This window comes from Candidatus Protofrankia datiscae (genome assembly GCF_000177615.2).
GTDB lineage: Bacteria > Actinomycetota > Actinomycetes > Frankiales > Frankiaceae > Protofrankia > Protofrankia coriariae.
In genome coordinates this window covers 2,008,888-2,028,701 of the sequence record NC_015656.1, presented here as the reverse complement: position 1 = coordinate 2,028,701, position 19,814 = coordinate 2,008,888, and the positions used below count along the sequence as shown (strand labels likewise).

The following is a 19,814-nucleotide window of genomic DNA, read 5'->3' as shown; positions in this document are numbered from 1 at the left end:
CAGCTTATGCTTTACAGCAAATACGCTGTCCCGACGTCCGGAGGAGTAGCAGCATGACCAGGGTGATGGTGAAAGATGATCCGTCGACGTCCCCACCGGCCGAACTCTCCGGAAACGGAGCTCCCCCGGACGAGGAGGCATGGGCACGGTCCCGGTTCGTCGGCCTTCCTCACGAACCACTCACCGATGCCGACCTGCGGCGCTGGCCGTTCGGCATCGGCGCGGTCGAGACCCGCGACGGGATTACCTTCTTCCGCTCCCGTCACCCGGACGGCTTCACCGCGGACGACCTGCGCCAGACGCCCGAGGACGGCAGGCGATACGAGCTACTTGACGGGACGATCGCGGTGAGCCCGTCCCCCGGCTTCACTCACCAGCTCGTGGTGGCGCACCTGCTGGCCATTCTCGTCGGCGCCCAGACCGGTACCGCGCGGACGCTTCCCGCCCCTTTCGACGTCGCTCTGCCGCGTGGGCGTGTCCTTCAACCCGATATCGTCGTCATGCCGCACGCCCAGGCCAAAATCCCGGTTCTCGTGGTCGAGGTCCTGTCCCGATATGGACGCGGGTACGACCGGAAGGAAAAGTTCGACGAGTACGAGAGATCCGGCATCCCGTCATACTGGATTATCGATCCCGATATCCCGGAGATCTCCGTCTTTGAGCTGACAGCAGGCCGGTACGAGCGGGTCACGCGGGTCGAGGGCTCGGCGACATGCAAGGTGGAGAGACCGTTTCCGGTCAGCTTCTCCCCCGCAGCCCTGCCGGCCTGACGGAAAAGCGGAAAAACGGAACCGCCGGTAGTGAAGCAGACACTTCCGGCGGTTCCGTCTGAGGGCACCGTATTCCGTGAGGGCATCGTATTCATCGCCCGGCATGGCCGGAGCCGTGGGTCAGACGTTGAAGCCGAGGGCGCGCAACTGCTCGCGGCCGTCATCGGTGATCTTGTCGGGGCCCCACGGCGGCATCCAGACCCAGTTGATGGTCACGTCATTGACCAGCGCGTCCGGCCCGTCGGTCAGGGCGGAGCGGGTCTGGTCCTCGATCACGTCCGTCAGCGGGCACGCCGCCGACGTCAGCGTCATGTCCAGGGTCACGGTGTTGTCGTCGTGGATGTTGATCCCGTAGACCAGGCCCAAGTCGACGACGTTGATGCCGAGCTCGGGGTCCACGACGTCGCGCATGGCCTCCTCGACGTCGTCGAGAGCGGCCTTGTCGACGGCAGCACCGGCGGCCACCCCTCCGGCGGCCGTCCCGCCGCCAGCGCCCTGCCCGCCACCGGCGGCCGTCCCGTCGGCAGCGGCTGCCTCGCCGGGAGCCGCCGCGCCGGTGGCGGCCGGGTCGCCGGCAGCGGTGGCCGTGGCTCGCGCCGCCGCCGGGTCGCTACCGGTCGTCTCCTGGCCAGCCAGCGTGGTGGTTTCGCTCATCGGTCCGTCTCCTGTTCCGGGATGCCGCCCACGGCCTGCGCGGTCGCGTCCTTCCAGGCCATCCATGACAGCAGGGCGCACTTGACCCTGGCCGGATACTTTGACACGCCCGCGAAGGCGACCGCGTCCTCCAGCACGTCCTCGTCCGGCTCCATGGTGCCGCGGGACTGCATCAGCGCCAGGAACTCCCGTTCCAGTCCGAGCGCGTCGGCCACGGACCTGCCGATCACAAGGTCGGTCATGACGCTCGCGGACGCCTGGCTGATCGAACAGCCCTCGCTCTCGTAGGAGACGTCCGTCACCACACCGTCGGCGACCCTGACCCGTAGGGTCACCTCGTCGCCGCAGGTCGGGTTGACGTGGTGAACCTCGGCGTCGAACGGTTCGCGCAGCCCGCGGTGATGCGGGTTGCGGTAGTGGTCCAGGATGATCTCCTGGTACATGGAGTCCAGTTTCACGTTCCGAAGAACCTCCCGACGTGCCCCAGACCTTCCACCAGCGCGCCGACCTCACTTCGGGTCGAGTACAGGTGGAAGGACGCCCGGGTCGTGGCCGGAACGCCGAAGCGCAGGCAGACCGGGCGGGCACAGTGCTGTCCCACACGGACGGCGATGCCGAGTTCGTCGAGCAGCTGGCCGACGTCGTGCGGATGCAGCGCCCGGCCGTCGGAGCCGGTCAGGACGAACGAGACGGCCCCACCCCGGTCGACCGCGTCCGTTGGCCCGATGATCCGCAGCCCGGGTACGGCGGTCAGCTGTTCGAGGGCGTAGGCGGTGACGTCGTGCTCGTGCGCGGCGATGGCGTCCATGCCGAGATCGGTCAGGTAGTCGACGGCGGCGCCGAGACCAACCGCCTGGGCGATCATCGGCGTGCCGGCCTCGAACCGGTGCGGCGGGTCGGCGTAGGTCGACGACTCCATCGTCACGAGCTCGATCATCTCGCCGCCGCCGAGGAACGGCGGCATGGCCGCCAGCAGTTCGCCGCGACCCCACAGCACGCCGATACCGGTCGGCCCGCACATCTTGTGGCCGGTGAAGGCGAGGAAGTCCACGTCGAGGGCGACCACGTCGACCGGCATGTGCGGCACGGACTGGGAGCCGTCGAGGACGACGAGCGCGCCGACCTCGCGGGCCCGGGCGACCAGCGTCGCGACCGGGTTGACCGTGCCGAGAATGTTCGACTGGTGCACGAACGAGACCAGCTTCGTCCGCTCGTTGATCACCTGGTCGAGGTTGGAAAGGTCGAGGCGGCCGTCGTCGGTGATGCCGATCCAGCGCAGCGTCGCCCCGGTCCGCCGGCACAGCATCTGCCACGGCACCAGGTTGGAGTGGTGCTCCATCTCGGTGATGGCTACCTCGTCGCCGGGCCCGAGCCGGAACCGCTCCGCCTCCGGGCCCGACGTCGCCGCGTTGCTCATCGCGTAGGCGACGAGGTTCAGCGCCTCGGAGGAGTTCTTGGCGAAGACGATCTCGTCACGCCGGGGGGCGCCAATGAACGCCGCGAGCTTGTCCCGGGCGTTCTCGTACAGCGCGGTGGCCTCCTCGGCAAGCGTGTGGATGCCGCGGTGGACGTTGGCGTTGTGCAGCTCGTAGTAGTCCCGCTCGGCGTCGAGGACGCGGGTGGGCTTCTGCGAGCTCGCCGCGCTGTCGAGGTAGACCAGCGGCCGGTCGTCGTGCACCCGCCGCGCCAGGATCGGGAAGTCCTTGCGGACCCGCTCGACGTCGTACCCGGACCTCGGCCCGCCCACCCCGGCGAGGAGGGGCGAAGGCCTGCCGCCGGTCCTCGGGTCGGTCTCCGTATCGGTCATCGTCACGCCGCCGTCCCGGCCGGCTCGGTCGTCTTCACGTACCGGTCGTAGCCGCTGTCCTCCAGGACCGCCGCGAGCTCCGGGCCGCCGGAGTCGACGATGCGGCCGCCGGCCATCACGTGGACGAACTCCGGCTTCACGTACCGCAGGATGCGGGTGTAGTGGGTGATCAGCAGGATGCCGGTCTGCCCCGCCGACCGGACGGACTCGATGCCGGCGGAGACGATCCGCAGCGCGTCCACGTCGAGGCCGGAGTCGGTCTCGTCCAGAATCGCGATCTTCGGCTTGAGCAGGGCCATCTGCAGGATCTCGTGGCGCTTCTTCTCACCGCCGGAGAAGCCCTCGTTGACGCTGCGCTCGGCGAACGCCGGGTCCATCTCCAGCGTCGCCATGGACTCGCGGACCTCCTTGACCCAGGTCCGCAGCTTGGGCGCCTCACCGCGCACGGCCGTCACCGACGAGCGCAGGAAGTTCGACACCGACACACCGGGCACCTCGACGGGGTACTGCATGGCCAGGAAGATCCCGGCGCGGGCCCGCTCGTCGACGCTCTGCGCGAGGACGTCGACGCCGTCCAGCGTCACCGTTCCCTCGGTGATCGTGTACTTGGGATGGCCTGCGATGGAATACGCCAGCGTCGACTTGCCGGAGCCGTTCGGCCCCATGATCGCATGGGTCTCGCCGCGACGGATCGTCAGATCCACGCCGCGCAGGATCTCCCTCCCCTCGGCGGAGTCGGTCTCCACCGAGACGTGGAGGTTACGGATCTCAAGGGTCGACACGTTAGTTCAGTCTCCTCAACCGCTATCTGTGACGCGCGCCGCGCACCGTGATCCCGTGCCGCGGGACCCGCCCCACGGGACCCGCGCCTGTGCCCTGGCGTGCGCTGCGCGCCGTGCGCTATGACTCCCCGACGTCCACAAGAACGTCGTCACCGTCGATCTTCACGGGATAGACGGGCACCGGCTCGGTCGCCGGCAGCCCAAGGGGCTCACCTGTGCTGAGGTCGAACTGCGAGCCGTGCAGCCAGCACTCGATCTTCGCGTCCTCGATCTCGCCCTGGGAGAGCATGACGTCGGAGTGCGAGCACTCGTCGCGGACGGCGTAGACCTGCCCGCCCGCCAGCGCCAGGCACACCGGCTCCCCGTCGACCTCCACCCCGAGCGGGATGTCCTCGCTCAGGTCGGACAGGGCACACGCCCGCTGGAAACCGCCCACTACACGACCCCGCCAAGTTCAGCCTCGACCGCCGCGGCGATCCGCTCCCGCAGCGAATCGATCTCGATCCGGTCGACGATCTCGGCGAAGAAGCCCCGGACGACCAGACGCCGCGCCTCGTCCGCCGGAATGCCCCGCGCCATCAGATAGAACAGCGCCTCGTCGTCGAACCGCCCGGTCGCGCTGGCATGGCCGGCGCCGGTGACCTCCCCGGTGGAGATCTCCAGGTTCGGCACCGAGTCCGCCCGGGCGCCGTCGGTGAGGACGAGGTTGCGGTTGAGCTCGTAGGTGTCGGTACCCACGGCGTCCGCCCCGATCACGACATCACCGATCCACACCGCGTGCGCGCCGTCGCCCTGCAGAGCGCCCTTGTAGGCCACCCGGCTGCGGCACGACCGCGGACCGTGGTCGACGAGCAGACGGTGCTCCTGGTGCTGGCCGGCGTCGGTGAAGAACAGCCCGTAGAGCTCGGCGTCCCCACCGGGCCCGGCATAGGTGACCGTGGGCGACAGACGCACCAGATCACCGCCAAGGGTGACGGTGAACGAGCGGAACCGCGCGTCCCGGCCGACCGCGGCCGCGTGCGCGGCCACGTGTACCGCGCCGGCGTCCCAGTCCTGCAACGACACCAGCGTCAGCGACGCGCTGTCACCAACCGACAGTTCGACGTTGCCGGCGAACGTGGCCGCCCCGGTGTGGTCGAGCACCACCGTGGCGGACGCGAACGCGCCGACCTCGACGACCAGATGCCCGTAGGCGACCCCGCCGCCGCCGTGCAGCCGTACGATCACCGGTTCGGCCGGCGCGGACTCGGCGGGAACAGTGATCACGACGGCGCGCTCGGCCCGGGTCATCGCGAACGCCGACACCCGGTCGACCGGGGTGAGCACCCGCCCGACACGCGCGTCGTCAAGGCCGACGTGCTCTACCGTGACCGGCGGCGGGGCCTGCACGCTCACCTCAAGGGCGGCGTCGGTCGCCTCCGGGCCGGCGAGCAGGCCGCGCAGGCGGCGCAGCGGGGTGAACCGCCACTCCTCCTCACGCCCGGTCGGGACGGGATGGGCCTGTGGGTCACGGGAGTGCACCGGCTGCGGCCGGCTGTCGGGCCGCCGGTCCGGCGCGCCCGCGGCCACCCCTGGCCGGGAGCCGAACGGCAGGCCGGTCGACGACCCCGCCGCCGGCACCGGCACGGTCGCGGTGGCGGCCGACGACCCGTCCGGAGAACTCGGAGAACCCGGAGAACCCGGAGAACCGTTGTGGACAGGAGCTGTCACCATCAGCCGACCGCGCCTTCCATCTGCAGCTCGATCAGTCGGTTGAGCTCGAGGGCGTACTCCATCGGCAGCTCGCGGGCGATCGGCTCGACGAACCCGCGCACCACCATCGCCATCGCCTCGTCCTCGGACAGCCCGCGGCTCATCAGGTAGAAGAGCTGGTCCTCCCCGACCTTGGACACGGTGGCTTCGTGCCCGATGGAGGCGTCGTCCTCCCGGACGTCGACGTAGGGGTAGGTGTCCGACCGGCTGACCGTGTCGACCAGCAGGGCGTCGCACTTCACCGTCGCCCGCGAGTTGTGCGCGCCCTCCTGGATCTGCACCAGACCGCGGTAGGAGGTGCGGCCGCCGCCGCGGGCCACCGACTTGGACACGATCGTGGACGACGTCCGCGGCGCCGCGTGCACCATCTTCGCGCCGGCGTCCTGGTGCTGGCCGGCGCCGGCGAAGGCGATCGAGAGCACCTCGCCCTTGGCCTGCTCGCCGAGCAGCCACACCGCCGGGTACTTCATCGTCACCTTGGAACCGATGTTGCCGTCGATCCACTCCATGGTGCCGCCGGCCTGGCAGGCGGCCCGCTTGGTCACCAGGTTGTAGACGTTGTTCGACCAGTTCTGGATGGTCGTGTACCGGCAGCGGGCGTTCTTCTTCACGACGATTTCCACGACCGCGGAGTGCAGCGAGTCCGAGGAGTAGATCGGCGCGGTGCAGCCCTCGACGTAGTGGACGTAGGCACCCTCGTCCACGATGATCAGGGTCCGCTCGAACTGGCCCATGTTCTCGGTGTTGATGCGGAAGTACGCCTGTAGCGGGATCTCCACGTGCACACCCGGCGGGACGTAGATGAAGGAACCGCCGGACCACACCGCGGTGTTCAGCGCGGCGAACTTGTTGTCCCCGACCGGGATGACCGAGCCGAAGTACTCCTGGAATATCTCCGGGTGCTCCCGCAGGCCGGTGTCGGTGTCGAGGAAGATGACGCCCTGCTCCTCAAGATCCTCACGAATCTTGTGGTAGACGACCTCGCTCTCGTACTGGGCCGCCACGCCGGAGACCAGACGCTGCTTCTCGGCTTCGGGGATGCCGAGCTTGTCGTAGGTGTTGCGGATGTCCGCCGGCAGGTCGTCCCAGCTCTCCGCCTGCTTCTCGGTCGAACGGACAAAATACTTGATGTTGTCGAAATCGATCCCGGACAGGTCCGCGCCCCAGGTGGGCATGGGCTTGCGGCCGAACAGCTTCAGACCCTTGAGCCGGAGCTGGGTCATCCACTCCGGTTCGCTCTTCTTGGCCGAGATGCCCAGGACGACCGCTTCGGACAGCCCGCGCTCGGCGGTCGCCGCGTACGCGTCCGTGTCGGACCAGCCGAACTTGTAGGAACCCAGTCCTTCGAGCCGACTGTCGATCTCGGTCTCAGGAGTTGTGGTCATATGACAGGACCCTCCGAGGAGGTCAGAGAAGTGGCGGTGGGGGTGGAAACAGGTGGGGCCGACCGCGGCGCGGCGGACACGGCCGGCCCGGCCGACGTGGCGGACCCGGCCGAGGCGGTAGGCCCGCTGGAGGCCGGGGCGGCACGATCGTGGTCGTCCTCGGGCCGCTGGGACTCCCGGGCCTCCAGCGGCACATGCGTCGTGCACACCCCGTCACCATGGGCGATGGTGGCGAGCCGCTGGACGTGGGAGTCCAGCAGCCGCGACAACGCGGCGGTCTCCGCGCCGCAGAGCTCGGGAAACTGCTCGGCGACATGCTGGACGGGGCAGTGGTGCTGGCAGATCTGGACGCCCGTCGGCAGCTGCGAGGCGCTCGCGGTGTAGCCGGCGGCGGACATCGCCGCCGCCAGCGCCGCCGGCCGGTCGGCCGGATCGGCCTGGGCGACCGCGGCCCGCACCCGCCGCTCCAACTCGGCGGCGCGCGCCTCGGCGAACTCCGCGACGACCGCCTGGCCGGCGACGTCCGCGAGAAAACTCAGCGCGCTGGTGGCCAGATCCTCGTACGCGGTCGGGCCGGCCGCGTGGCCGGCGGCGGTGAGCTGGTAGACCCGAGCCGGACGGCCACGGCCACGCGGACCCGGGTTACGAGCCGACCGGGTGGTGATCGTGCCTTCCGCGAGCATCGCGTCCAGATGGCGGCGGATCGCCGCCGGTGACAGGCCGAGGTGTGCGGAAAGGGTGACCGCGGTCGAGGGGCCGAGCTCCAGGAGCAGGCGCGCGACACGGTCACGGGTCCGGCCATCGGCCGCCGTACCGTTGGAGGTGTCGGGCATGCTTTTCACAACACCACTGTGCCTTATTTCCCGCCGAGGGTCTAACCCCTCGGCCCACCGGTACGACGTGATCTGTCGAGGTACCCGACCATCGTGGCATCTGAGCTGGGCGAAGAGCGTCCGCTTGGGGCGAGCGTCTGATCCGCCACACCCGTCGGCGGCTCCGGGCAGCGGCATGCCGGCCCGCGGCGATACCACACGGAGACCACCCGCATCGGGCTGTCATCGCGCGAATCGACCATCTCACAGACCAACTCCTGACAGGCTGTGGCCGGGGACGGCATGCGTCTCCGGCTCGACGCGACCCGGACGGAGACCGTGACCGAGGCCGACCACAGCGCTCGCAAGCCCGACGCTGACCTGGCCGGCATCTCCGGATCCGCCCCGGACGCCGCCGGCACCGGTAAGGCCGGTAGCGGTAAGACCGGCACGAGCCCGCAGCGCGACGACTACGCGGCGGAGCTGGGACGCCGGCTGCGAGCCGCCCGCCACCGGCGCGGCATGTCCCTCGTCGACGTCCAGGAGCGTACGAACGGGCGCTGGACCGCCGGCACCCTGGGCGCCTATGAGCGGGGACGCCGCTCCCTGCGGGTACACCGCCTGATGGAGCTGGCCGAGCTCTACGACGTGACCGCGGTTGTGCTCATCCCGTCCCAGACGGACCGCTCCGAACTGGCCGGCCTGCCGCCGCTGGCCATCGACCTGCAGCGGCTGCGCAAGCTGCCACCGACCCGGACCGGCCCGCTGCGGCGCTGGATCGCGATCGTGCAGGTGCTGCGTTCGGAGAGCTCCCGGGACGTGCTGCGCCTGCGTCGCACGGACCTGCTCTCGCTGGCGCGGCTCTACAGCACGACGCCGCCGCTGCTCTACGAGCGGCTGCGCGCGTGGGGCACGCTCGTCGAGCCGGGATCCGGGCAGCGACCCGCCCTGCCGCGCGGGCGGCGCGGCCAGCCCCGTTCCTGACCCCGTTCCTGACCCCGGTCCCGACGCCGTCCCCCAGCCCCGTTCCCGACACCGTCCCCCAGCGCCGGTCCCGACGCTGTTTCCCGCACTCCCCCACGCCCCTTGGCCTCGTTCCCGGCCGTCGCCGGTGGCCGCCCGACGAACGCCGCGGGCGGGTCGCTGAGGGGTTCTGACCGCATCCGGGTGGTTCCGGTCGCACCTACGGCGGCAAAGGTCCGTAGGATCGCGTGTGTGGCGGACGACCTGGCAGTCGAGGTTTCCAGCCTGGTCAAGACCTACTGGCCACGCTCGAACCGGGCCATACATGCTGTCAACGACCTGTCGCTGACCGTTGTGGCGGGTTCGGTCACGGCGCTGCTCGGCCCGAACGGTGCCGGCAAGACGACCACGATCGAGATCTGCGAGGGGTTCCGACGCCCGGACGCCGGCCACGTGCGGGTACTCGGGCTCGACCCCGCCCGCGACGGACCCGCTCTGCGCCCACGGGTGGGAGTCATGCTCCAGTCCGGCGGGGTGTACCCGGGCGCCCGCGCCGGTGAGATGCTCGCCCTGATCGCCGCGCACCACCGCGACCCGCTGGACGTCACCGCCCTGCTCGAGCGTGTCGGCATCACCGAAGTGGCCGGGATGCCCTACCGCCGTCTCTCCGGCGGCCAGCAGCAGCGCCTGTCTCTGGCGATGGCCCTCGTCGGCCGTCCGGAGTTGGTCTTCCTCGACGAGCCCACCGCCGGCATGGACGTGCAGGCCCGCCGCGCCACCTGGGAGCTGATCGAACAGCTGCGGATAGCCGGGGTCACGGTGGTGCTGACCACCCACGCCATGGACGAGGCGGAGCGGCTCGCCGACCACGTCGTCATCGTCGACCACGGCAAGGTCCTCGCGGCGGGCTCCCCGGCCGAGCTGACCAGCGGCGGCGCCAAGGGGGAACTGCGGTTCCGGGCGCTGGCCGGCCTCGACATCGACCGGCTGGAGCTGGCCCTGCCCAGCGGCACCGTCGCCAGGGAGGGACCGCCCGGGCGCTATGTCATACAGGGGAAGGTCGACCCGCAGATGCTCGCCGCGGTGACCGCCTGGTGCGCGGGCAATGGCGTGATGGCCGAGGACCTCCAGGTCGAACAGCGCAGTCTTGAGGACGTGTTCGTGGAACTCACCGGTTCGGCGTTGCGGCCATGACCGACACGGAGGTACCGATCGGCGGCCGGAGCGGGAAACCGGCCAGGCCGGTCGGCTCCGGCTCCGCCGCGGGCGTGCGACAGCCGCTGGACCTGCGTCCCGCGCCGGGGGCGGCGCGCCGGTGGAACATGCTGCGCGCGCAGACGACGATCGAGCTGAAGCTGACGCTACGGCGCGGGGAGTCGCTGCTGCTCACCCTGGTCATCCCGGTCGGCCTGCTGCTGTTCTTCACCGCCGTGGACGTGCTTCCCACCGACGGCGCCCGCTCGGTGGACTTCCTCGTCCCAGGCATCCTGGCGCTCGCGGTCATGTCGACGGCGTTCACCGGGCAGGCGATCGCGACCGGTTTCGAGCGTTCCTACGGCGTGCTGCGACGGTTCGGCGCCAGCCCGTTGCCCCGCTCGCTCCTGCTGGCAGGCAAGACGCTGGCCGTGGTCGCCGTGGAGCTCATCCAGGTCGCGGTGCTGGTCGCGGTCGGCTTCGCCCTCGGCTGGCACCCGCACGGCCGGCCGTGGTGGGTGGCGCTGCTCCTGCTGGTGGCCACCGTCGCGTTCTGCGGCCTGGGGCTGCTGATGGCGGGCACCCTGCGGGCGGAGGCGACGCTGGCCGCCGCCAACGGCGTCTACCTGCTGCTGCTGCTCGTCGGCGGGGTGATCGTCCCGCTGTCCCGGCTGCCGGGCTGGCTGGAGGCGGTGGGCCAGGCGCTGCCCACCGCGGCCGCCTCCGACGGCCTGCGGGCCGTCCTGCAGGACGGCGCCGGCCTGCCCGTCGGCGATCTGCTCGTGCTGTGTGCCTGGGCGGTCGGCTCCCTGGCGCTGGCGGCCCGGACCTTCAGATGGGAGTAGGGGCACCGGTCGGAGCAGGAACGCCGGACCCGGACTTCTACAGACGGTAGTATCCACGGGAATGAACATGCGGCAGCCACTACGACTACCCACGGTGAGTCCGGTGGTCTTCCAGCGGCTCACCCGCGTCAGCGTTGTCCTGCTCGCGCTAATCGTGGTCACCGGCGGCGCGGTCCGGCTCACCGGCTCCGGGCTCGGCTGCCCCACCTGGCCCAGATGCGGCGAGGACTCGTTCGTCACGCAGTCGGAGTACTCCGTGCACGGCTGGATCGAGTTCGGCAACCGGCTGCTGACCACCGTCGTCGGGGCGGTGATGCTCCTGCTGCCGCTGGTGTCGTTACGGCTGCGCGAGCGCCGCCGTGACCTCGTCCTGCTCGCGTTCGGACTGTGGCTGGGCTTCCTCGGCCAGGTGGTGCTCGGTGGCCTGACCGTTCTGTTCAAGCTGCATCCCGCGCTGGTGGCGGGGCATTTCCTGCTGTCCATGCTGCTGCTGCTCGACGTCGTGGCGCTCGACCGCCGGGCCCGCGCCGGCCCGGGCCCGGCCCGGCCGGCGGGCGGGCGCGAGCTGCGCTGGCTGTCCCGGCTGCTGGTGGGCGTCGCCGGGGCGGTGCTCGTCCTCGGCACGGTGGTCACCGGAACCGGGCCGCACAGCGGGGACTCCGCCGAGGCGAAACGGTTCGGGTTCGACATCACCAACGTCGCGCAGCTACACGCCGACGCCGCGATGCTCCTGGTCGGGCTGGTCATCGCGACGGTCCTTACGGTGCGTGTCGGTGGCGCGTCATGGGAGGCGGTTCGCGCGAGCAACGCGCTCGCCGTCATCACGGTCGCCCAGGCCGGCGTCGGGTTCGTCCAGTACTTCACCGGGGTCCCGGTCGCGCTGGTGGAACTGCACATAGCCGGGGCCACCGCGCTGTGGATCGCCGCCCTGCACGTCTGGCTGGCCATGGTCAACCGACCGGCGCCGGTCGACCTGCCCGCATCCCCGCCCGGCCCCCGGCGGCCACCACCGACCGGCCACCCCGCCGACCCCACCGCCGGCGCCCCCGCCGCCGACGACCCCACCAGCGGTGACGCCGCTGGCACCGCCGACCAGCACCGGTCGAAAGCCCCGCTGTAACCCCACTCCAGCCGCCCGCGCCCGTACCTCACGGCCTGTGCCTGTAGGTGGTTTCCGTCACGATGATGACGGTTTTCACCTACGCCATCCGCTGCCGTAGGTGAAAACCGTCGTCAGGGCAACGGAAACGACCTACGGTTGTCTGCCTCCCGCTCACCTGTAGGTGGTCCCAGCGACGGTTCCCACCTGGACGACCGCGGAGGCCGGGCAGCGGTTCCCCGGGCAGCGGTTCCGTTGCGGGCTCCGTCAGGCGGAATCTGTCCGCCCGAGCTCAGCGGGTCGGGCCAGCGGACGGCAGGTAGACGGCTTTCGCCTACGGGTGCCACAGGGCGGCCAGGGCCACCGCGGCGAACAGGAGTGTCAGGTAGGTGATGGACAGATGGAACAGCCGCATGGGGCGGATCTGCCCGCCGCGGCGGACGGAGTGGACCAGCCGGTGCGCCTCGACCAGGAACCATCCGCCGAGCAGCGCGGCCACGACCAGGTAGGGCCATCCCGTGTCCGCGACCGGGACGAGCAGCAGGGACGTGGCGACCATCACGTACGAGTAGCCGAGTATCCGCCTGGCGACCACCGTCGGAGAGGCCACTACCGGCAGCATCGGGATCCCGGCGGCGGCGTAGTCGTCCCGGTACTTGATGGCCAGCGCCCAGAAGTGCGGCGGGGTCCAGAAGAAGATGACCGCGAAGAGCAGGACGGCGGGCCAGCCGATCGTGCCGGTCACCGCGGACCAGCCGATGAGCACCGGGAAACAGCCGGCCGCGCCACCGATGACGATGTTGGACGGGCTACGGCGCTTGAGTCCGAGGGTGTAGACGAAGACATAGAACGCAATCGCCGCGTCGGCGAGCAGCGCCGACGGCCAGTTGACCGCGAAACCGAACAGCAGAGTCGCGGCGACACCCAACAGGAAGCCGAAGCGCAGCGCCTCCGCGGGCGTGACGTTCGCCCGCACCAGCGGCCGGGTGCGGGTGCGGGCCATCACCTGGTCGATGTCGCGGTCGATGTAGCAGTTGAACGTGTTGGCGCTGCCCGCCGCGAACGTCCCGCCGACCAGCGTCGCGAGTATCAGCCACGGCGAGGGCAGCCCGTGCTCGGCCAGCAGCATGACCGGGATGGTCGTGATCAGAAGCTGCTCGATGATCCGCGGCTTGGTCAGGGCGACGTAGGAGCGCGCGAGCGCCCCGACCGGACGCCGGGACCTCGTCGACCTGCCCGGCTCGCCCGGGTCGGGCGAGCCGCTCGGACCGGTCGGACCGGTCGGCCCGCCACGCCCGCCGGCGGCCGGCTGCGCGGGCATGGGCGGCTTCGGCAGGCTGGCTACCGGCGTGGACGCGGCCAGGGCGGACAGGACGACCTCGCGATCGGCGGGGACACAGGCCACCCGCCCGGACTCGGGGCCCCGGGAGTGCCGGGGCTTCGCGGCGTGGTTCTACGACGTGTCGGAGTCTAGCCGCCGGATGCCGCGGCGGGCGCGCGACCCGTCCGGAAGAAGATCCATCTCCCTGATCGTCTCCCGGTCGGTGCTGGCGACCCGGCCCCGCCGCGGTTGGCGGTTGGCGGTTGGCGGTTGGCGGTTGGCGGTTGGCGGTTGGCGGTTGGCGGTTGGCGGTTGGCGGTTGGCGGTTGGCGGAATCATCGAGCTGATTAGCCGGAAGACAGTGTTCTCGCTAACTTTTCCCAAGCTTCGTGAGCTGTCCGGGCGCGGGGGTGAGGGAAGCGCGAGAGGGTAGGTCCATCCATACCGGCAAGGGTGGCGGGGGCAGGCCCGCCCCCGGCAGGAGTGGCAGGCCCACACCTGTCGGTACCGGCAACGGTGCTGGGCCTGCTCCGTTCGTACCGGCACCTGATCCATTCGTACCGGCAACGGTGGACGCCCGCCCCCTGCCGGTACTGGTGGCAGTGGTGGGTCTGCCCCCACCGCCACGGTCCGGCGCTGACCGGCATCGCGCGCCGACCACAATGGACATGACGACCGCAAGCGTCGAACCGTCCACCAGCACGCCAGCGCCCCCGGAGAGGACGTCCACCACAATGACCGACCCCCTGGCTCTGCTGTCCGCCGCCGACGTGGCGGTCTGGCTCGACGACATCAGCCGGGACCGGCTGCGGACCGGCAACCTCGCCGAGCTGGTGCGCACCCGCAGCGTCGTCGGTGTCACCAGCAACCCGACCATCTTCCAGAAGGCGATCAGCACCGGATCGGCCTACGACGAGCAGCTGCGTGACCTGGCCGTCCGCGGCGTGGACATCGGCGAGGCCGTCCGCGCGATCACGACCGCGGACGTCCGCGCCGCCTGTGACGTGCTGCGCCCCGCCTACGAGGCCAGCGGCGGGGTGGACGGCCGGGTGTCGATCGAGGTCGACCCGCGGCTCGCCCACGACACCGAACGCACCGTGGCCGAGGCTCGCGCGCTGTGGTGGCTGGTCGACCGGCCGAACCTGTTCATCAAGATCCCGGCCACCCTTGCCGGCCTGCCGGCGATCACCGCCACGCTCGCCGCGGGTATCAGCGTCAACGTCACGCTGATCTTCGGGCTCGACCGCTACGACGCGGTGATGGACGCGTTCATGACCGGCATCGAGCGGGCCGTGGCGGCCGGGCGGGAGCCCGCCGGCATCGTCTCGGTCGCGTCGTTCTTCGTCAGCCGGGTCGACACCGAGGTGGACCGCCGGCTGGAGAAGATCGGCACCGCCGAGGCAAAGGCCCTACGCGGTAAGGCCGCGGTCGCCAACGCGCGGCTGGCCTACCAGCGTTACGAGCAGGCGTTCGCCACCGAACGCTGGTCGGCGCTGGCGAAGGCCGGTGCCCGGCCGCAGCGGCCGCTGTGGGCGTCCACGTCCGCGAAGGACCCGTCCCTGCCGGATACGATCTACGTGGCGGAGCTGGTGGCCCCGGGCACGGTCAACACGATGCCGGAGGCAACACTGCACGCGTTCGCCGACCACGGGGTGGTCCGGGGCGACACGATCAGGCCGTACTACGACGACGCCCACGCGGTGCTGGCCGCCCTGGCCGACCTTGGCATCTCGTTCCCCGACGTCGTCGAGGTGCTCGAACGCGAAGGTGTGGAGAAGTTCGTGGACTCCTGGAACCAGTTGCTGACGGCGATCGGGGAACAGCTCGCGACCGCCGGCAGCCGGCCGGAAGCGCTCGCCGGCTGACAGGCCTGCCTGACCTGACAGGCCTGACAGACCTGTGCCACGAGAAGCCCGACGGACGGCAACCCAGAAACCCGGACAGGCGGAGCCACCAGATGAAGCCAGACGAGGGAACCCCACGACAACGAGGAGGGGAGTTCGGGTGACGCCAACGGTGCGCGCCAACCCGCTGCGCGACCCGCGGGACCGCCGGCTGCCACGCCTGCCCGACCCATGCGCGTTGGTGGTCTTCGGGGTCACCGGCGACCTGGCCCGCAAGAAGCTCATCCCGGCCGTCTACGACCTGGCGAACCGGGGCCTGCTGCCGCCCGGCTTCGTGCTGCTGGGTTTCGCCCGGCGCGACTGGGACGACGACAGCTTCGCCGAGGTCCTCCGGGAGGCCGCACAGAAGGGCGCCCGGACGCCGTTCCGGGAGGAGGTCTGGGACCGCCTGGCCTCGTCGGTGAAGTTCGTCCAGGGGTCGTTCAACGACGACCAGGCCTTCGACACGCTCGCGAAGACCCTGCTCGACCTCGAGCACAGCCACGGCATCCCGGGCAACGCGGCGTTCTACCTGTCCATCCCGCCGTCGGCGTTCCCGGTCGTCCTCAAGCAGATGCAGCGCACCGGGATGGCCTCGAACGAGGCGTCCGGCGGCTGGCGGCGGGTCGTGGTGGAGAAGCCCTTCGGCCACGACCAGGAGTCCGCCCGCGCCCTCAACGAGCTCGTGGACGACGTGTTCACCGCGCCCGACGTGTTCCGTATCGATCATTACCTGGGCAAGGAGACCGTTCAGAACCTGCTGGCGCTGCGGTTCGCCAACACCCTGTTCGAACCGATCTGGAACTCCCACTTCGTCGACTCCGTCCAGATCACCATGGCCGAGGACGTCGGCATCGGCACGCGGGCCGGTTTCTACGACGAGACCGGCGCCGCCCGGGACGTGCTGCAGAACCACCTGCTCCAGTTGCTGGCGCTGACCGCCATGGAGGAGCCGGTGAGCTTCAACGCCGAGGCCATCCGGTACGAGAAACTCAAGATCCTGCGGGCTGTCTCGCTGCCGGACGACCTTGCCAGCTACGCGGTGCGGGGCCAGTACGAGCAGGGCTGGCTCGCCGGCCAGCGGGTCCGGGGCTATCTGGAGGAGGACGGCGTCCCGGCGGGCTCGCGCACGGAGACCTTCGCCGCCGTCCGGCTGGGGATCGAGACCCGCCGGTGGGCGGGCGTCCCGTTCTACCTGCGCACCGGCAAGCGGCTGCCGCGCCGGGTGACCGAGATCGCCATCTCGTTCAAGCCGGCTCCACACCTGCCCTTCGACGCCACCGACACCTCCGAGCTCGGCCACAACCAGCTGGTGGTGCGGGTCCAGCCGGACGAGGGCGTGACGCTGAAGTTCGGCTCCAAGGTCCCGGGATCCGCGATGGAGGTCCGCAACGTCGCCATGGACTTCCTCTTCGGCGAGGCGTTCACCGAGTCGCTGCCCGAGGCGTACGAGCGGCTCATCCTCGACGTGCTGCTCGGGGACGCGACGCTGTTCCCGAACAACGCCGAGGTGATCGAGTCGTGGCGGGTGATCGACCCGATGGAGGACTTCTGGGCCGGCTCCGCCCCCCACCTCTACCGGGCCGGGACGTGGGGGCCTGCCGCCGCCGACGAGATGCTCGCCCGTGACGGGCGCTGCTGGAGGCGACCGTGACAACCCTGTGGGACACCACCGGCACCGACGTGGTCAGGGCGCTGGCGGCCGAGCGGCGCTCGGCCGGCGCGCTCGCCTTCGGCCTGGCCCTGACCCTGGTGGTCGTGGTGGACGAGAAGCACGTCAGCGCTGCCGAGAGCGCGGCGACGACCGCGGCGGCGGCCCACCCGTGCCGGCTGCTCATCATCGTGCGCCGCCAGCTGGACGCCCCCAACTCCAGGCTGGACGCGGAGGTCTCCATCGGCGGGCGGCTCGGCCCCGGTGAGGCCGTGGTCATGCGGATGTACGGCCGGCTCGGCCTGCACGCCGAGTCGGTGGTGCTGCCGCTGCTCGCGCCGGACGCGCCGGTGGTGACCTGGTGGGACGGCGAGCCCCCGGACCGGATCGCCTACGACCCGCTGGGCGTCTTCGCCGACCGCCGGGTCAGCGACGCGGCCGCGGCCCCCGACCCGGTGGCGGCGCTGCGGCGCCGCGCGGTGGACTTCGCGCCCGGCGACACCGACCTGGCGTGGACGCGGCTGACCGGCTGGCGGACGCTGACCGCCGCCGCCTTCGACTCGATCACCGAGCAGCCACGGTCGGTCACCATCGCGGGCAGTCCGACGGACCCGAGCGTCTGTCTGCTCTCCGGCTGGCTCGCCGACCGCCTGCACGTGCCGGTCACGGTGTCCGAGACGGTGTCCCGGGGCGGGCCGACCGAGATACGCGTCGACTTCGACCACGACGATGAGCTGACGCTGGCCCGTCAGGACAGCCACACCGCGCTGCTGCGCCGGCCCGGCCGGCCCGACCGCGCCCTGCCGCTGCCCGAACGCGGCCTCGGCGACCTGCTGGCCGAGGAACTGCGCCGGCTCGACGACGACGAGCCCTACGCGGACGCGCTGTCGGCCTGGAGCGGGATAGCGGGGCTGGCCTCCCGGCCGGCGGTCCGCGAACACGTCTGGCGCGACCCGATGGCGCCGGAGAACACCGGGGCCACGGACAACAGTGGCGGCGGTGCCGACGGTGTAGACGGTGCCGACGGCAACGGTGCCGCGGGGAGCGCGGGCGGTGCGGGGGCGACAGCCACGGCAGGCCCGGCGGACCCGGCCGTCACCACCACGCCGGGGACAAACCCGGCGGGCAACGGCGCCAGGGCATCCGGCTGATGAGCACGTCACCCGAAGTCATCGTCCATCGCGACCCGGAACTGCTGGCCACCGCGACCGCCGCCCGGCTGGTCATCAGCCTGCTGGACGCGCAGGCCACCCGCGGCAGCGCGTCGGTGGTCCTCACCGGTGGCGGTATCGGGGTGGCCACGCTGCGGGCGGTGCGCGACAGCCCGCTCGTCGAAACGGTCGACTGGAGCCGGGTGGACGTCTGGTGGGGCGACGAGCGTTTCGTGCCTGCGGGCTCGGCCGACCGCAACGACCGGCAGGCCCGTCAGGCGCTGCTCGACGCACTCCCCCTCGATCCGGCCCGGGTCTTCCCGATGGGCAGCGCGGACGCCGCTGACGGCACCGGCGCGGCCACCGGCACCAGCGCTGTCACCGGCACCGACGCGGCGGAGTCCGCCGCGACCGCCTACGCCCGGCTGCTCGCCGAGTACGCACCCACCGGGGCCGCCGCGGCCGCGGGCACGGTGGCGGTCCCGTCCTTCGACGTGTTGCTGCTCGGGGTCGGGCCGGACGGGCACGTGGCTTCGCTCTTCCCCGGTTCCTCGGCCGTCCACGCCCGTACCGCCACCGTCGCGGTGCATCATTCCCCGAAGCCGCCGCCCACCCGGATCTCGCTCACGCTGCCCACGATCCAGGCGGCGCACGAGGTCTGGCTCCTTGCCGCGGGCGAGGCAAAGGCGGACGCGGTGGCCCGCGCGTTCTCCGGCGCGGCACCGGCCGATATTCCGGCGGTGGGGGCGCGCGGCCGGCAACGCACACTGTGGCTGGTGGACCGGGCCGCCGCGGCCAGGCCCGTCAGCGCCGGGGCATCGCCGGCGCGCCGGGTCTCAGCGGGATGAGCCTCCCCCGACCAGAACGCTGTCGTCTACAGTCCTGACAGCGTAAAGATCTTCATCTCTGGCGGCGGAGCCGGCCAGCGGGGCCCGGACAGTGATCGTCGTGTCCAGGCCCCGCCGGCCGGACGGCACGCGCCGGCTGTGCGCTACCACGCCGGCTACGCGGTACCGCCGCGCGGCTGTGTGTGCGGTGTCGTGCGGCTGTGCGGTGTTGTGCGGCTATGCCGCCGCGTGGCTATGCGGTGCCGCGCAGCTTGGCCAGCGCCTCGGCCAGAATCGCCTCCCCGTCCTTCTCGTTGCGCCGCTCCCGAACGTAGGCGAGGTGAGTTTTGTACGGTTCGGTCTTGGGCGGAGCGGGCGCGTTGTCGCGGTCACGACCCGCCGGGAAGCCACAGTTCGGGCAGTCCCAGGTCTCGGGAATCGTGGCGTCCGCGGCGAACGACGGTCTGGTCTCGTGATTGTTGGCGCACCAGAAGGAAATCCGCTGTCGCGGGGCCGTCTCACCGCGTTCGGCTTCCCCCATGGGTCCCGCCCCTACCCGACTTCCTCTGATGGCGTTACCACCTGCCACGGTCCGCATGCTCCTTTGTCTCGTCCCGCTGATTGACTCCGGATCCGGCCCCCCAGCCGCCAGCCGGCCTGACCGAGTGTAAGACGAGAAGGCCCGATCTCGTCGCACCGACCACCATCGGTCACCCTCACAGTCCGCCCTGGTGACCGAACGCCGCCGCCGCTCCTCTCGGAGCGCCCCGCGGATCCATCCTCAATCGATTTCGCTCTGTCACTGGGAAGCGGCCTCCGAGCACGCGACAGGCATGATCGCATACCCTTCGGCCGGAGTACTGGGAAGCGGCCTCCGAGCACGCGACAAACCATGATCGCATAACCTCTGCCCAGACG

19 protein-coding genes are annotated in these 19,814 nt (G+C 71.1%); 9 read left to right on the top strand and 10 right to left on the bottom strand.

From position 1 onward, the window contains the following. Window positions 1-53 precede the first annotated feature (53 nt). Window positions 54-770, top strand: a complete 717-nt coding sequence (locus FSYMDG_RS08380; RefSeq protein WP_013873127.1) for a Uma2 family endonuclease — start codon at window positions 54-56, stop codon at window positions 768-770. Window positions 771-890: 120 nt separating this feature from the next. On the opposite strand, the gene FSYMDG_RS29570 is transcribed toward FSYMDG_RS08380, so the two are convergent. The 8 genes from FSYMDG_RS29570 to FSYMDG_RS08340 form a co-directional block, all read right to left on the bottom strand. Beyond that, on the bottom strand, window positions 891-1,424 hold the full coding sequence (locus FSYMDG_RS29570) for a metal-sulfur cluster assembly factor (RefSeq protein ID WP_013873126.1): 534 nt from the start codon (window positions 1,422-1,424) through the stop codon (window positions 891-893). Next, window positions 1,421-1,882: a Fe-S cluster assembly sulfur transfer protein SufU gene (gene sufU, locus FSYMDG_RS08370; RefSeq protein WP_013873125.1), complete on the bottom strand. Its 462-nt coding sequence runs from the start codon at window positions 1,880-1,882 to the stop codon at window positions 1,421-1,423. Before sufU ends, FSYMDG_RS29570 begins: the two co-directional genes overlap by 4 nt. Continuing rightward, window positions 1,879-3,231, bottom strand: coding sequence for a cysteine desulfurase (locus tag FSYMDG_RS08365; RefSeq protein WP_013873124.1), 1,353 nt, complete (start codon window positions 3,229-3,231; stop codon window positions 1,879-1,881). The genes sufU and FSYMDG_RS08365 overlap by 4 nt, the downstream gene beginning before the upstream one ends. A gap of 2 nt (window positions 3,232-3,233) precedes the next feature. Then, entirely contained in the window at window positions 3,234-4,013 is a 780-nt protein-coding gene (sufC, locus tag FSYMDG_RS08360) for a Fe-S cluster assembly ATPase SufC (RefSeq protein WP_013873123.1), read from the bottom strand. A 118-nt stretch (window positions 4,014-4,131) separates the two neighbouring features. Further along, complete coding sequence (locus tag FSYMDG_RS08355; protein ID WP_013873122.1) at window positions 4,132-4,449, bottom strand: non-heme iron oxygenase ferredoxin subunit; 318 nt, start codon at window positions 4,447-4,449, stop codon at window positions 4,132-4,134. Beyond that, window positions 4,449-5,726 (bottom strand): Fe-S cluster assembly protein SufD, encoded by a 1,278-nt coding sequence (sufD, locus tag FSYMDG_RS08350; RefSeq protein ID WP_013873121.1) that lies wholly within the window; start codon window positions 5,724-5,726, stop codon window positions 4,449-4,451. Before sufD ends, FSYMDG_RS08355 begins: the two co-directional genes overlap by 1 nt. Beyond that, window positions 5,726-7,150 (bottom strand): Fe-S cluster assembly protein SufB, encoded by a 1,425-nt coding sequence (sufB, locus tag FSYMDG_RS08345; protein WP_013873120.1) that lies wholly within the window; start codon window positions 7,148-7,150, stop codon window positions 5,726-5,728. The genes sufD and sufB overlap by 1 nt, the downstream gene beginning before the upstream one ends. Then, a complete protein-coding gene (locus FSYMDG_RS08340) occupies window positions 7,147-7,983 on the bottom strand; it encodes a helix-turn-helix transcriptional regulator (protein ID WP_013873119.1) in 837 nt (278 codons plus the stop codon). Before FSYMDG_RS08340 ends, sufB begins: the two co-directional genes overlap by 4 nt. A gap of 462 nt (window positions 7,984-8,445) precedes the next feature. Between FSYMDG_RS08340 and FSYMDG_RS08335 the strand changes: the two genes are divergently transcribed. The 4 genes from FSYMDG_RS08335 (at window position 8,446) to FSYMDG_RS08320 (ending at window position 12,084) form a co-directional block, all read left to right on the top strand. Then, window positions 8,446-8,946 carry a transcriptional regulator gene (locus tag FSYMDG_RS08335; RefSeq protein WP_043605434.1) on the top strand — a complete coding sequence of 167 codons (501 nt, stop codon included), beginning with the start codon at window positions 8,446-8,448 and terminating at the stop codon, window positions 8,944-8,946. A 231-nt stretch (window positions 8,947-9,177) separates the two neighbouring features. After that, window positions 9,178-10,119 (top strand): ABC transporter ATP-binding protein, encoded by a 942-nt coding sequence (locus tag FSYMDG_RS08330; protein ID WP_013873117.1) that lies wholly within the window; start codon window positions 9,178-9,180, stop codon window positions 10,117-10,119. Then, window positions 10,116-10,964 (top strand): ABC transporter permease, encoded by an 849-nt coding sequence (locus FSYMDG_RS08325; protein WP_013873116.1) that lies wholly within the window; start codon window positions 10,116-10,118, stop codon window positions 10,962-10,964. The genes FSYMDG_RS08330 and FSYMDG_RS08325 overlap by 4 nt, the downstream gene beginning before the upstream one ends. Before the next feature lie 103 nt (window positions 10,965-11,067). Next, window positions 11,068-12,084 (top strand): COX15/CtaA family protein, encoded by a 1,017-nt coding sequence (locus FSYMDG_RS08320; RefSeq protein WP_432763262.1) that lies wholly within the window; start codon window positions 11,068-11,070, stop codon window positions 12,082-12,084. Between the two features lie 313 nt (window positions 12,085-12,397). Here the strand turns inward: FSYMDG_RS08320 and FSYMDG_RS08315 are convergent, their stop codons facing one another. After that, complete coding sequence (locus FSYMDG_RS08315) at window positions 12,398-13,384, bottom strand: heme o synthase (protein ID WP_083828459.1); 987 nt, start codon at window positions 13,382-13,384, stop codon at window positions 12,398-12,400. 734 nt (window positions 13,385-14,118) lie between these two features. Between FSYMDG_RS08315 and tal the strand changes: the two genes are divergently transcribed. From tal to pgl, 4 genes are all read left to right on the top strand, one after another. Beyond that, complete coding sequence (tal, locus tag FSYMDG_RS08310; protein WP_013873113.1) at window positions 14,119-15,249, top strand: transaldolase; 1,131 nt, start codon at window positions 14,119-14,121, stop codon at window positions 15,247-15,249. A 139-nt stretch (window positions 15,250-15,388) separates the two neighbouring features. Further along, the gene (zwf, locus tag FSYMDG_RS08305; RefSeq protein WP_013873112.1) at window positions 15,389-16,921 is read left to right on the top strand and encodes a glucose-6-phosphate dehydrogenase; all 1,533 of its coding nucleotides are present in this window, start codon (window positions 15,389-15,391) and stop codon (window positions 16,919-16,921) included. Next, window positions 16,918-18,069 (top strand): glucose-6-phosphate dehydrogenase assembly protein OpcA, encoded by a 1,152-nt coding sequence (locus FSYMDG_RS08300; RefSeq protein WP_013873111.1) that lies wholly within the window; start codon window positions 16,918-16,920, stop codon window positions 18,067-18,069. The genes zwf and FSYMDG_RS08300 overlap by 4 nt, the downstream gene beginning before the upstream one ends. After that, window positions 18,069-18,917 (top strand): 6-phosphogluconolactonase, encoded by an 849-nt coding sequence (pgl, locus tag FSYMDG_RS08295; protein ID WP_013873110.1) that lies wholly within the window; start codon window positions 18,069-18,071, stop codon window positions 18,915-18,917. Before FSYMDG_RS08300 ends, pgl begins: the two co-directional genes overlap by 1 nt. 232 nt (window positions 18,918-19,149) lie before the next feature. On the opposite strand, the gene FSYMDG_RS08290 is transcribed toward pgl, so the two are convergent. Then, window positions 19,150-19,485: an RNA polymerase-binding protein RbpA gene (locus FSYMDG_RS08290; protein ID WP_013873109.1), complete on the bottom strand. Its 336-nt coding sequence runs from the start codon at window positions 19,483-19,485 to the stop codon at window positions 19,150-19,152. Window positions 19,486-19,814 lie beyond the last annotated feature (329 nt).